Source organism: uncultured Methylobacterium sp. (assembly GCF_964251405.1).
Taxonomy (GTDB): domain Bacteria; phylum Pseudomonadota; class Alphaproteobacteria; order Rhizobiales; family Beijerinckiaceae; genus Methylobacterium.
Genome location: NZ_CAXUJR010000010.1, coordinates 21,863 through 34,184, shown reverse-complemented (window position 1 = coordinate 34,184; position 12,322 = coordinate 21,863). Strand labels below are relative to the sequence as shown.

Sequence of the window (12,322 nt, the reverse complement as noted above, 5' to 3'; positions counted from 1 at the left end):
AAGGGGAGCCTGAGGCGCATCGGACGGGTGTGGGATCGATCCCGATGCACCGATGCCTTCCGTCGCCTCCGACCGCGTGCCCGTCCGGCGACACGGGAGCCCTTGTGCTCGGCCCGCCGGCGAGCGAGGGTCGCTCTCCAACCGGCTCGCGGATCGATGAGTACATCCAGATTCGACGCCCTGCTGGCGCCCCGGTCCGTGGCCGTCGTGGCGACGGGAAACGCGTCGGCGGCGCCGGCGCACGCGCTCGTGGCCAACCTGCGGGCAGGGGAGTTTCAGGGCCGGCTGACCCTGGTCGGTGCCGCGGCCGGCGACGTTGCCACGGCGGATCGTCTCGCCGACATCGAACCGCCCGATCTCGTCCTGATCGCGGCCGAAGCCGCCGCGATCCCCGGCATCGTCGACGAGGCAGGGGCTTGCGGCGTCCGGGCGGCGGTGCTCCTGACCGCGGAGGGGGGTGACGCCCTCTGCCATGACGCCCTCGCGGCGGCGCGACCCTACGGGCTGCGCCTCCTCGGCCCCGGCAGCGTCGGGCTTTCCTCGCCGAGCGCCAGGCTCGATGCGAGCCTCTTCTCCAGGGCTCCCGCGACGGGCGACCTCGCGCTCATCTCGCAATCCGGAACCGTTGCGGCGGGGATCGTCGCCTGGGCGGCCCGGCGCGCGGTCGGGTTCTCCGCGGTGATGACCCTGGGCCAGGCCTGCGACATCGACGTCGCCGATTGCCTCGACCATTTCGCCGGCGATATCCGGACCCGCGCCATCCTGCTCTCCATCGACGTGGTGCGGGATGCCCGCAAGTTCATGTCGGCGGCCCGGGCAGCAGCCCGCGCCAAGCCCGTCGTGGTGCTGCGCACCGGCCGTCACCCGGCCGACGACGCGGCCCGCCGGGCGGCGAGCCTCACCCATACGGGAGCCCTGGCGCGACCGGATTCGGTCTACGAGGCCGCCTTCCGCCGGGCGGGCCTCCTCAGCGTCGCCAACCTCGACGCGATGTTCTCGGCGGTGGAGACTCTGGGCCGGCAGCGCCCCTTTCCCGGCAAGCGCCTCGCCATCCTCGCCAACGGCGACGGGATCGGGGCGCTCGCCGCCGATCAGCTTGCCGATGGCGGTGGTATCCTGGCGCGGCTCGAGGACGGCGGCGCCAACCCGATCGATCTCGGCATCGGCGCGGATGCCGGGCGCTATGCGGCGGCCCTGGCGCCGCTGCTGGCCGATCACGGGGCCGACGCCGTGCTGGCGATCCACGTGCCGAGCGCCCGGTCCGACAGTGCCGGGGTGGCCGGGGCGATCGCCTCGACGGTGACGACGGCGCGTCGCGCGGAAGGACGCCGAAAGCCGGTCTTCGCCGTGTCGCTGGGCGACGACGAGGCGGCGCTGGCCGCCTTCGCCAAGGCCGGCATCCCGCGCTTCTCCACCGATGCCGAAGCGGTCGAGGGGTTCCTGCACCTCGTGCGCTACCGGGAGGCGCAGGATGACCTGATGCGCACGCCCGATTCGCTGCCGAGGGATTTCCTGCCCGACCGGCAGAGTGCGCGAGCGATCGTTGAGGTTGCACTCGCCGAGGGGCGCACGTGGCTCGATCCCGTCTCGGTCGCGGGCGTGCTCGCCGCCTACGGCATCCCGAGCCTGCCGCTCACACTCGCCCCCGACGCGGACGCCGCGGCCGCGGCCGGCTGGAGCATCATCGCCCAGGGCGGCACCGTCGCCCTCAAGCTCGTCTCGCCCGACATCGTCCACAAGTCGGACGTCGGAGGCGTGCGCCTCGATCTCACCAGCGAGGCCGACATTCGGGACGCGGCCGCCGACATCGTCGCGGGCGTGAGGAGATCGCGCCCGGATGCGCGAATCACCGGCTTCGCGGTCCAGCCGATGGTGCGGGTCGGCAAGCAGCGCGAGCTCATCGCGGGGCTGGCCGAGGACCCGGTCTTCGGCCCCGTCGTCGTGTTCGGCCGCGGCGGCACCGCGGTGGAGGTCATCGACGATCGCGCGCTCGGCCTGCCGCCCCTCGACCTGCGGCTCGCCGACGAGCTCATCGACCGCACCCGCGTGGCCCGCCGCCTCGCCGCCTATCGCGACGTGCCGGCGGTGGACCGCCACGCGCTTGCCCTCGTGCTGGTCAAGCTCGCCCAGCTCGCCGCCGACCTGCCGGAGGTGCGCGAGCTCGACATCAATCCGCTGCTCTCGGATGCCGACGGGGTGCTCGCCCTCGACGGCCGCGTGATGGTGGCACCTGAAACCGTGCGTCCGGGAGAGCGCCCGCGCGGGACTCACCACCCCCGCTTTGCCATCCGCCCCTATCCGGCCGAGTGGGAGCGGGCCATCGTCCTCAAGGGCCGGGCGATCCGTGTGCGCCCGGTTCGCCCGGAGGACGAGGCGCTGTTCCAAGGCTTCTTCGAGCAGGTGAGCGCGGAAGATCTGCGCCTGCGCTTCTTCGCGCCGGTGCGCGACTTCAACCATGCCTTCCTGGCTCGACTCACCCAGCTCGACTATGCCCGCGCCATCGCCTTCGTGGCACAGGATCCGCAAGCCGGGACGATGCTCGGCGCCGTACGCCTCCACGCCGATGCCAACCACCTCAGCGGCGAGTACGCGATCCTCGTGCGCAGCGACATCAAGGGGCTGGGCCTCGGCTACGCCCTGATGCGGATGATGATCGACTGGGCGAGCGCCGAGGGACTGCAGCGGATCGAAGGAACGGTTCTGCGCGAAAACCGTCCGATGCTGGCGGTGTGCCGCCGATTGGGCTTTATCGCAAAGGCAGATCCGGAAGATGCAGGCGTGGTTAAGGTCGAGCTTTCCCTCTAGAATGCTTGCAATCTTGGCACCGTGCCCGGCGCGAAGTCGCAAATGATTTGCCAAACCGATCGAGAAGGGCTATCAGGTCACGACTGATCTGCGCCAGATTCTAGACCGGGCCGCCCTCTGGGCCCCTCGCGCTCTGTTTCTCTCTCAACATCGGTACACGGATGAAGCCCGCGCAGATCCCGCGCGGGTTCTCCGATAAACTATGCCCGTAAGGGCGAAGGATGATTATGGCTGTCGGTACTGTTAAGTGGTTCAACGAGCAAAAGGGTTTCGGGTTCATCCAGCCGGATGGCGGCGGAAACGACGTTTTCGTGCACATCTCGGCTGTTGAGCGCGCTGGCATGCGTGGCCTCGCAGAGGGCCAGAAGGTTTCCTACGAGATGGAGACCGACAAGCGCAGCGGAAAGCAGTCCGCCGGAAACCTCCAGTCCGCGTGAGCCCTCCGGGCCTTCGGGCCTGATGTCTCAAGGGCCGCTCTCCCTCACGGGAGAGCGGCTTCCTTCGTTTCCGAGGCCGTCTTTTGTGCCGGCTTCCAATCCAGGACCCTGTGTGAGCCAATTCAACGAAAATTCGATGACCGACCGCCTCAAGGCCCAGGCCGAGGCCCGTGAGGCAGCGCTTGCTCGCTTTCGCGCCCGCCCGCCGGCGGACGACCCGGCTGTCCTAGCCCGTAAGGCCGAGCGTGAGGCCGTGGCTCGTGAGCGCGAGATCCGCGTTGCCGCCCGTGAAGCGGTTCGCCTCGAGAGGGAAGCCCAGCGCGTTGCCGAGGCCGATGCCGAGCGCGAGCGTCTGGCCGCTGCCGCGGTTCAGGAGGCTGCCGACAAGATCGAGCGCGCCAATGCCGCCCGCCTGGAGCAGAAGGCTCAGCGCGACGCACGCTATGCCGCCCGCAAGGCCAAGGCCGGCAAGACCCGCAAGTAAGCGTCAGGGTCCTACGGACTCCAACGCGCTGCATGACGAGGCGATCGCCGCCTCGTCGCTCGCAGCAAGGCCCGAGGGCCAGGTCCGGTTCCGATCGGACGGGCCATCTCTCGCGGGAGAAGGAAGGGCACTTCCGGTGTGCTCGCGACACGAAAGGATAGAACGACCATGTCCCACAAGTTCAAGCTCGGCCAGCGCGTCCGCCGCTCGCGGATCGGCTACGCCGACGCCAAGACCGATACGGGGGATGTGTTCGAGATCATCCGGCTCGTGCCGGAGGACCAGACCGGCGAGCCGTTCTACCGCATCAAGTCCGGCACAGGCGAACGTGCCGTGCGCGAAGGCGAGATCACCCCGGCCTCGTAGCGGCGCATGACTTTCGCGGGGAAACGCGAAGCGACCTGTCTGGTGGTTCTAAGAAAAAGGACCCTGCATCGATCGATGCGGGGTCCTTTTCATATCGTCACAAAGGGTCAGTGACCCGTCTGCGTGGCGTTGCGGGTGATCTCGTAGAGGAACCAGGTGCGCCGCTCGGACTGGTCGATCCACTCTTCGAGCATGCTCGTGGTGGCGACGTCCTTGTGCTCGTCGGTGACCTCGTGGAGCTCGCGCATGTTGGCGGTGAGCGTCTTGTTGTCGTCGCGCAGTTCCGCGATCATGTCGAGCGGCGAGACGTACTCGGCATCGTTGTCGGTGAGCCGTGACTTCGCCTTGGCCTCGCCGAGCGAGCGCAGGGTTGTGCCGCCGATCTTGCGGGCGCGCTCCGCGACGTCGTCGGTGATCGCGAAGATCTCCACGGACTGCTCGTCGAGGAGCAGGTGATAGTCGCGGAAATGCGGGCCGCTCATGTGCCAATGGAAGTTCTTGGTCTTCAGGTAGAGCGCGAAGAGGTCCGACAACAGGACGGTGAGGCCTTCGGCGATCGCCTTGGTCGCTTCGGGTGCCAGGTCGGTCGGGGTATTGAGGCGGTCGGAATCGACGCGCAACCGCGCGGTGTCGCTTTTGGCCATGATCCAGGATCTCCGTCGTGGGCATGCGCCATCGAGCGCCGCCCCAGTCTTGTCCGGAAGCAATCCTGCCGCGGGCCGCGAGGTTCCCGAAGGTGGACAGAAGGTCTCAGCCGAGGACGACGACGCGGGCGCCGATCTCGACGCGGCCATAGAGGTCGATCACGTCTTGGTTGATCATGCGGATGCAGCCCGAGGACACGCTGCGGCCGATCGTTTCCGGCTCAAGCGTGCCGTGGATGCGGTAGAGCGTGTCCTTGTTGTCCTGCCAGAGGTAATGGGCCCGGGCCCCGAGCGGATTGCGTGAGCCACCCGGTACGCCGAGACCGCTCTGGAGCTGCGACACCTGCCGCGCCAGCGAGGGCGTGCGGGCGATCATCTCTTTGGGCGGATACCAATCCGGCCAGGCCTGCTTCGAATTCACCGTCGAGACGCCCGACCAGGAAAAGCCCTGCTTGCCCACGCCGACGCCGTAGCGCCGGGCGCGCCCGTTCCCCTGAACGAGGGTGAGGTGATGCGCCCGCGGATCGACCACGATCGTCCCGGCCGGCTCGCGCCCGGTATAGGCGATCTCCTGGCGCAGGAAGACCGGGTTCATCCGCTTGAAATTGAAGGCGGCCACGGGAAAGGGCTCGTCGGGAATCGCCGCATAGGCGCGGGCGTGGTCGATCGGGCCATTGTCGAGGGGCCGGGCGGCGGCGATCTTGTCGGCCGGACGTGGTTCGGCCACGCGCCGCCGGGGAACGGCCTCAGCGTCCGGGTCCGCGGTGGGCGGCGCCGCACCGCTTCGTTCGCCATAGGGGACGTAGCGGCCGTCCCGTCGGCGATAGAGCTGCCCTGCCTCGTCGCGGTAGAGGCGGTCGTCGTCGTAGGAGCCGTAGCCGTCGATGCCGTCCGCGCCGATGGGGCCGCGCTGCGCCGCCACGGGAAAGGAGCCGAGAAGGATGAGGCTGGTGGCGGCGCCGGAGAGGAGCGAGCGGCGGGTCGGGTTCGTCATGGAGAGGCTACTCGGGCTGAAGGCAGTCGACGGCAGAAGTCAGGATGAGCAAGCGACGGGAAGAGCTTGGACAGCACCAGAAGAGGATGTGTCGGGGCCTAGCAAGACGCAGCCGCTCCGTCACGCGGGGGCGGGGAGAAAGCGGTGCGACTCTGCGCGCGACGGGCTTCTTCCCAGCTCGGAGACGCGCCCGTGCAACAGCCATCACGTCCGCAGGACGAGGCAGGCTCCGCCGACGCCGCGGATCCGGGTGCACAGGCTCTCGGCCGCCGTCCGGCTCTCGGCGGGAATGCGGATGCGGTAGAAGGCGCGCGTGCCACGGTTGCGCAACCGGGTTCCGATGATCATCGGCCGGACCTCGCCGATCACCCCGGCATAGCGCGAACGGGCCCGCGAAAAGCTCTGCAGGGCCAGGGATTTTGAGAAGTTGCCGGCGAGCTGGATGCCCCAGGGCGCGGCCGGCCCCTCGTTGCCGCCAATCCCCAGCGCGAAGCGGTCGCCGCGGCGCGCGATGCGCAGGTCGGCGGTGACCTGAAGGCAGGTCTGCGGCGGTGCGGCCTTCGTCTCCGATGGGGCGTCGGGCGTCCGCGCGGTCGGCTTCTCGACGCCGGCTCCCGCCCGCCAATCCTCGGCCGGCGCGCCGGTGATGGCGAGTACGTAGGCGCGCGTCTCTGCGGGCAGGCCCCCGGTTCCGGCGAGCCAGGCCGAAACCCGTCCCGGCCCGCCGTTATAGGCCGCGGCGGCGAGACCGAGGTTGCCGAACTGCCGGTTCAGGTCCGCCAGGAGATGGGCGGCGTGCGGGATCGCCTGCTCGGGATCGAACGGATCGGCCAGACCGCGCTCACGGGCCGTCCCGGGCATGAACTGCGCCACTCCCTGCGCGCCGACCGGGCTGACCGCGGTGACGCGAAAGCTGCTCTCCCGCCAGATCAATCGGGTGAAGAACGAAATCGGCAGGGCGTGGGTCCGCGCCGCGCCGTCGATCAGCCGGCACAGGGCCTGTTCCACGGTCTCGCCGCCCGTCTCGGCACGGGCCGCGTGGGGGAGGCAGGCGGCCAGGATCAAGGCCGCGGCGAGTCGTGTGAGGAAGGGACTGATCACGGCGGGGTTGTAGCGCGATGGGCAGGGCGATCAATCGCACGGCCCAACTTCGCGGATCCGGGCACGGCGCGCTATAAGCCGTCGACCGTTCCCCGTTCCACCCCGTCCCCGGCGCCGATGACCGACCCGCTGCTTTCCGTCGAAGACCTGTCGGTCGCCTTCCGGTCGCGGGAGCGCGAGACCCTGGCGGTCGACCGCGTCAGCTTCGCGATCCATCCCGGCGAGACCCTGGCGCTGGTGGGGGAGTCGGGTTCGGGCAAGTCGGTCACCGCTCTCTCGATCCTGCGCCTCCTCGACGGCGGCGCGGTCCACCCCTCGGGTCGCATCGTGTTCAAAGGCCGAGACCTTCTCGGACTTGCCGAACGCGATCTGCGCAAGATCCGTGGTGCCGACATCACCATGGTGTTCCAGGAGCCGATGACCTCGCTCAACCCGCTGCATACGATCCAGCGGCAGATCGGCGAGGTGCTGGAGGTCCATCGCGGGCTCTCGGGGCGCAAGGCGCGAGCGCGCATCCTCGAACTCCTCGACCTCGTGGGCCTGCGCGATGCCGAGCGCCGCCTCGGGGCCTATCCGCACGAATTGTCGGGCGGCCAGCGCCAGCGCGTGATGATCGCCATGGCGCTCGCCTGCGAGCCCGACCTGCTGGTCGCCGACGAGCCGACGACGGCGCTGGACGTCACCGTCCAGGCCCAGATCCTGACCCTGCTCGCCGACCTGCAAAAGCGGCTCGGCATGGCGATGCTGTTCATCACCCACGATCTCGGCATCGTGAAGCGGATCGCGTCCCGTGTCTGCGTGATGCTCGCCGGGCGCATCGTCGAGGCCGGCCCCGTCGCCGATATCTTCTCGGACCCGCAGCACGAATATACGCGCCGCCTCATCGCCTCCGAGCCCAGGGGCCGCGCCAACCCGGTGCCGCTCGACGCGCCCCTGCTGCTCCAGGCCGGCCCGATGAAGGTCTGGTTCCCGATCCGCGAAGGGCTCCTCCGGCGCACCACCGGTCACGTCAAGGCGGTGGACGGCGTCTCGCTCAACATTCGCGAGGGCGAGACCGTGGGCGTGGTTGGCGAATCCGGGTCGGGAAAGACCACGCTCGGCCTGGCGCTGCTGCGTCTCACCGCCAGCGAGGGGCCGATCGTCTTCCTCGGCCGGCAGATCGAGGATCTGAGCGTCGCCGCCATGCGGCCCCTGCGCAAGGACATGCAGGTGGTCTTCCAGGACCCCTACGGCTCGCTCTCGCCGCGCATGACCGTCGCCGACATCATCGCCGAGGGGCTCGTGGTGCAGGGCCAAGCCCGCTCGCGGGCCGAGCGCAAAGCCATCGTCGCCGGGGCGCTCAACGAGGTCGGCCTCGATCCGGCAACCATGGACCGCTATCCGCACGAATTCTCCGGCGGCCAGCGCCAGCGCATCGCCATCGCCCGGGCGATCGTGCTCAAGCCCCGCTTCGTCGTCCTCGACGAGCCGACCTCGGCGCTCGACCGCTCGGTCCAGTCGCAGATCGTGACCCTGCTGCGCGACCTGCAGCGAGAGCGAAAGCTCGCCTACCTCTTCATCAGTCACGACCTCAAGGTGGTGCGGGCGCTCGCCAACTACGTGCTCGTCATGCAGAACGGCAGTGTCGTCGAGGAGGGCCCGGCCGCCTCCATCTTCGCCGATCCCCGGACGGCCTATACGCGGGCCTTGTTCGCCGCCGCCTTCGACCTCGAGACCGAGACTGTCGAAGATGTGCCTCCCCAAGACCTGGTTCCTGTCTGAGCGGGGACAGCAGATCATGGCCCGCGCCCTCCTCATCGTCCTCGATTCCGTCGGCATCGGCGGTGCCCCGGATGCCGCAGCCTACGGCGACGCCGGGTCGGACACGATCGGCCATATCGCCGAGGCCTGCGCGAGGGGCGAGGGCGATCGCTTGGGCCTGCGCGCGGGCGCGCTGCGGCTGCCGCATCTCTCCACCCTCGGCCTCGGCCTCGCCGCCGCGGACGCCAGCGGGAGAATGCCGCCCGGCCTCGCCCCCGGCGGCGCGGCGACCGGCGCCTATGGGCACGCGGTCGAGATCGCCGCCGGCAAGGATACGCCCTCCGGTCACTGGGAGATCGCCGGGCTTCCGATGCAGGAGCCTTGGGGTCATTTCCCGGAGACGGTCCCTGCCTTCCCGCCCGAGTTGACCCGCACGCTGATCGTGGCCGGCCGAGTCCCCGGTATCCTGGGCGATTGCCACGCCTCCGGTGTCACGATCATCGACCGTTTCGCCGAGGAGCACCTCCTGACCGGCAAGCCGATCTGCTACACCTCCGCCGACAGCGTCTTCCAGATCGCCGCCCACGAGGAGGCCTTCGGGCTTGATCGTCTCTACGCCCTGTGCCGGCTGGCCCGCGACCTCTGCGACCCCTACCGCATCGGCCGCGTCATCGCACGACCCTTCACCGGAACGCCCGATCTCGGATTCCGGCGCACGCCCAACCGCCGGGACTACGCGACGCCCCCGCCCGAGGAGACCCTCCTCGACAGGCTCGACGCCGCCGGCCGCAACGTGGTCAGCGTCGGCAAGATCGGCGACATCTTCGCCCATCGCGGCACCGGGCTGGAGATCAAGGCCGCCGGCAACGCCGCCTGCCTCGATGCCGCGCTCGTCGCCTTCGATGGTTTGACGGAAGGTGGGCTCGTCTTCGTGAACCTCGTCGATTTCGATACCGAGCACGGCCATCGGCGCGACGTGCCGGGCTATGCGGCCGAGCTCGAAGCCTTCGACGCGCGCGTTCCCGAGATCCGGCAGGCGATGGGGGCGGGCGACCTCTGCGTCATCACCGCCGACCACGGCAACGACCCGACCTGGCGGGGCACCGAGCATACCCGCGAGCAGGTGCCGATCCTCGCCTTCGGACCGGGCGTCGCTCCTGGCCCGATCGGCCGGCGCGAGACCTTCGCGGATATCGGCGCCGCGGTGGCGCGCCATCTCGGCCTGCCCCCGCTGCCGGCAGGCCATGCCTGGTGAGGCGATCGGACCTCCGCGGACGTGCCGGAACGAAGTCGTCGCCGTTCGGTGACGCTGCCGGTAGACCGCTTCAGGCGGCGAGCGGCGAAGCGTCGGCCTGTGCTTTCAGCATGGCCACGATATCGGAGGCCGGACGGGGAGGGCTGAAGTAATAGCCCTGCATCTCGGTGCAGCCCTGCTTTCTCACCATGTCCCGCTGCGCGCTCGTCTCCACCCCTTCGGCCGTCGTGGCGACACCGAGGCTCTGGCCGAGCCCGGCGACGGCGCGGACGATGGCGGCGCAGTCGTCGCTCGTCATGATCTCGCTCACGAAGGTGCGGTCGATCTTGATCTTGTCGAAGGGAAAGGACCGCAGGTAGGCAAGGGACGAGTAGCCGATGCCGAAATCGTCCATGGCGACCCGGATGCCCCGGTCGCGCAGCCGGTGAAGCACCGCGACGGTGGCCTCCGTATTGGCCAGGAGTGTCGACTCGGTGATCTCGAGCTCCAGGCGCTGGGGATCAAGGCCCGAGGTCGCCAGGGCGTCCAGGATCGTTTCCCAGAGATCGCCGCCGTCGAACTGCATGGGCGAAAGGTTGACCGCCACGTGGATGTCGCCGGGCCACGACGCCGCGTCGAGGCAGGCCTGGCGCACGACCCAGGCGCCGATGGGCACGATGAGGCCGGTTTCCTCGGCGAAGGGAATGAAGTCGATGGGCCCGACGCGGCCGCGGACGGGATGGTCCCAGCGCACCAGGGCTTCCACGCCGACGATCCGCCCGGTGGCGAGATCGACCTGGGGTTGATAGTGGAGCACGAACTCGTCGCGATCCAGGGCACGGCGCAGATCGCGCTCCAGACTTTTCCGGACCTGCAGCTCCGCGTCCATCACCGGCGAGAAGTACCGCAGCACCCCGCGCCCTTCCGCCTTGGCCTGGTAGAGAGCCATATCCGACTTCTTGAGCAGGTCTTCCGGGCTCGACGCATCGTGCGGCGCGAGGGCGGCACCGACGCTCACGCTGATCTCGACGGCCTGCCCATCGAGGTCGTAGGGCTTCGACAGCCCGGCGATCAGGCGCGTGCTGAGGTCGTGAACGCCGGACTTCGACACGTCGGCGACGAGGATCGCGAACTCGTCGCCGCCCAGGCGCGACCGTATCCCGCTCGCACAGCGTCAGGCCGATGCGCTGCCCGACTTGGCGCAACAGCGCGTCTCCGGCCGGATGACCGAAACTGTCGTTGACGGCCTTGAAGCGATCGAGGTCCAGCATGAGCACCGCGAAGAGGCTGGTTGCCGGACCGCCTCCGGAAAGGCGCTCGTTGAGGCGCTGGTGGAAGAGCGTGCGGTTGGGAAGGTCGGTGAGCGCGTCGTGCGTGGCCATGCGGGTGATGCGCGTTTCGGCCGCCTGGCGCTCGGTCACGTCCTCCATGATCACCACGTTGCCGCCTCCGCCGACCGGCTGCTGCGACAGGGCGAGGATGCGGCCGTCCGCGAGGTTGAGGATGGAGGACGAGGCCTGCCGGCTGTTCAGACGGTCCTCGAAATGCGCCGCGATCTGCGCGGCCTCCTGGGACGCCCCATTCAGGAGGCTGGAGGCCCGGTTCACGATGTCCCGGACCGTCGCGCCCTGGACCAGCGGTGCGCTCAAGCCGAACATCTCGCAGAACCGCTGGTTGACGACCACGAACCGTTGGTCGGCATCGACCATGCAGAGCGCATGGGACATGTTGCTGAGGGCTGCGTCGAAGCGCTCGTTCTGGACGGCGAGCTCGCCCGCCAATGCGCTTTTCTCGTCGTTCAGGATGAGGAGCCGCAGGGTGTTGGCGTGGTGGTAGTGAACGATCTCGATCGCGGCGGCGAGGTAGAGGATCATGATCAGGGCGAGCGTCGCATGCATCGGCTCAGCGACCATCGCGGAGCCGATGATCGCGGGCGTGAGGATGAGGACGAGCTGGCCCGTTGCGATCCGCAGGCTTCCGGCATTGCGGGACGCCACGCCGGACGTGTAGCCGCACATCTGGGCGACCACGACGAGATGATCGACCACGTTGTCGCTCACGGTGAACGTGGCCAGGACGAAGCCTCCGACGCTGGCGGCATGGATCCACGCGCTGACCCGGTATCGCCGCTCCCAGACATGCACCGCATCGCGCACGCGATCCTGAGACCTGGCTTTGCGATAGCCTTCGATGAGCAGGAGGCGCCCGGCCGCGACGACGCTCATGAGAATGACGAAACCCGCCAGGATGGAGCTGCCCGTGTGCGCAGTCACGACGATGCCCACGAGGGTGCAGCAGAAAGCGCCGATCACGAGCGACCGCACGGGGCCGTAGAGGGACTCGATCTGCTTGCCCAGGATGCGTTCGTCGACGACGTCCTGCGAGCCGACGAGAGCGTCGATCTGCGCCTTCCACGCCGAGAGCCGAATTCCGGGAGATTTCTCCATCGACGTACCGAGCTCTTTTCCTGAACTGCCCTGGCACCATCCGATCACGTTCGCGTTATCAAATCCTCTC

At 69.0% G+C, this 12,322-nt stretch carries 9 protein-coding genes and 1 pseudogene; 6 read left to right on the top strand and 4 right to left on the bottom strand.

What is annotated here, in order from left to right; genetic code table 11:
* Positions 1–156: 156 nt before the first annotated feature.
* The 4 genes from ACFE7U_RS03475 (at position 157) to ACFE7U_RS03460 (ending at position 4,092) form a co-directional block, all read left to right on the top strand.
* Positions 157–2,805, top strand: coding sequence for a bifunctional acetate--CoA ligase family protein/GNAT family N-acetyltransferase (locus ACFE7U_RS03475; protein ID WP_375408336.1), 2,649 nt, complete (start codon positions 157–159; stop codon positions 2,803–2,805).
* 227 nt (positions 2,806–3,032) lie between these two features.
* Positions 3,033–3,242 (top strand): cold-shock protein, encoded by a 210-nt coding sequence (locus ACFE7U_RS03470; RefSeq protein WP_055889794.1) that lies wholly within the window; start codon positions 3,033–3,035, stop codon positions 3,240–3,242.
* 112 nt (positions 3,243–3,354) lie between these two features.
* Entirely contained in the window at positions 3,355–3,726 is a 372-nt protein-coding gene (locus ACFE7U_RS03465) for a DUF6481 family protein (RefSeq protein ID WP_375408335.1), read from the top strand.
* Positions 3,727–3,894: 168 nt separating this feature from the next.
* Positions 3,895–4,092 (top strand): hypothetical protein, encoded by a 198-nt coding sequence (locus ACFE7U_RS03460; RefSeq protein ID WP_375408334.1) that lies wholly within the window; start codon positions 3,895–3,897, stop codon positions 4,090–4,092.
* Between the two features lie 107 nt (positions 4,093–4,199).
* On the opposite strand, the gene ACFE7U_RS03455 is transcribed toward ACFE7U_RS03460, so the two are convergent.
* From ACFE7U_RS03455 to ACFE7U_RS03445, 3 genes are all read right to left on the bottom strand, one after another.
* Complete coding sequence (locus ACFE7U_RS03455) at positions 4,200–4,736, bottom strand: Dps family protein (protein WP_375408333.1); 537 nt, start codon at positions 4,734–4,736, stop codon at positions 4,200–4,202.
* Between the two features lie 106 nt (positions 4,737–4,842).
* On the bottom strand, positions 4,843–5,730 hold the full coding sequence (locus tag ACFE7U_RS03450) for a L,D-transpeptidase (protein ID WP_375408332.1): 888 nt from the start codon (positions 5,728–5,730) through the stop codon (positions 4,843–4,845).
* Positions 5,731–5,934: 204 nt separating this feature from the next.
* Positions 5,935–6,831 (bottom strand): lytic transglycosylase domain-containing protein, encoded by an 897-nt coding sequence (locus ACFE7U_RS03445; RefSeq protein WP_375408331.1) that lies wholly within the window; start codon positions 6,829–6,831, stop codon positions 5,935–5,937.
* A gap of 117 nt (positions 6,832–6,948) precedes the next feature.
* Here ACFE7U_RS03445 and ACFE7U_RS03440 point away from each other — a divergent pair, with 117 nt between their 5' ends.
* On the top strand, positions 6,949–8,592 hold the full coding sequence (locus tag ACFE7U_RS03440) for an ABC transporter ATP-binding protein (RefSeq protein ID WP_375408330.1): 1,644 nt from the start codon (positions 6,949–6,951) through the stop codon (positions 8,590–8,592).
* A gap of 16 nt (positions 8,593–8,608) precedes the next feature.
* Complete coding sequence (locus tag ACFE7U_RS03435) at positions 8,609–9,826, top strand: phosphopentomutase (protein WP_375408349.1); 1,218 nt, start codon at positions 8,609–8,611, stop codon at positions 9,824–9,826.
* Positions 9,827–9,899: 73 nt separating this feature from the next.
* Here the strand turns inward: ACFE7U_RS03435 and ACFE7U_RS03430 are convergent.
* Positions 9,900–11,507: pseudogene (locus ACFE7U_RS03430) on the bottom strand (diguanylate cyclase domain-containing protein); the annotation flags it as partial.
* Positions 11,508–12,322: the final 815 nt, after the last annotated feature.

Coding starts and splice junctions, on each gene's coding strand:
- ACFE7U_RS03475 (WP_375408336.1), top strand. CDS start 157: ATGAGTACATCCAGATTCGACGCCCTGCTGGCGCCCCGGTCCGTGGCC.
- ACFE7U_RS03470 (WP_055889794.1), top strand. CDS start 3,033: ATGGCTGTCGGTACTGTTAAGTGGTTCAACGAGCAAAAGGGTTTCGGG.
- ACFE7U_RS03460 (WP_375408334.1), top strand. CDS start 3,895: ATGTCCCACAAGTTCAAGCTCGGCCAGCGCGTCCGCCGCTCGCGGATC.
- ACFE7U_RS03455 (WP_375408333.1), bottom strand. CDS start 4,736: ATGGCCAAAAGCGACACCGCGCGGTTGCGCGTCGATTCCGACCGCCTC.
- ACFE7U_RS03450 (WP_375408332.1), bottom strand. CDS start 5,730: ATGACGAACCCGACCCGCCGCTCGCTCCTCTCCGGCGCCGCCACCAGC.
- ACFE7U_RS03440 (WP_375408330.1), top strand. CDS start 6,949: ATGACCGACCCGCTGCTTTCCGTCGAAGACCTGTCGGTCGCCTTCCGG.
- ACFE7U_RS03435 (WP_375408349.1), top strand. CDS start 8,609: ATGGCCCGCGCCCTCCTCATCGTCCTCGATTCCGTCGGCATCGGCGGT.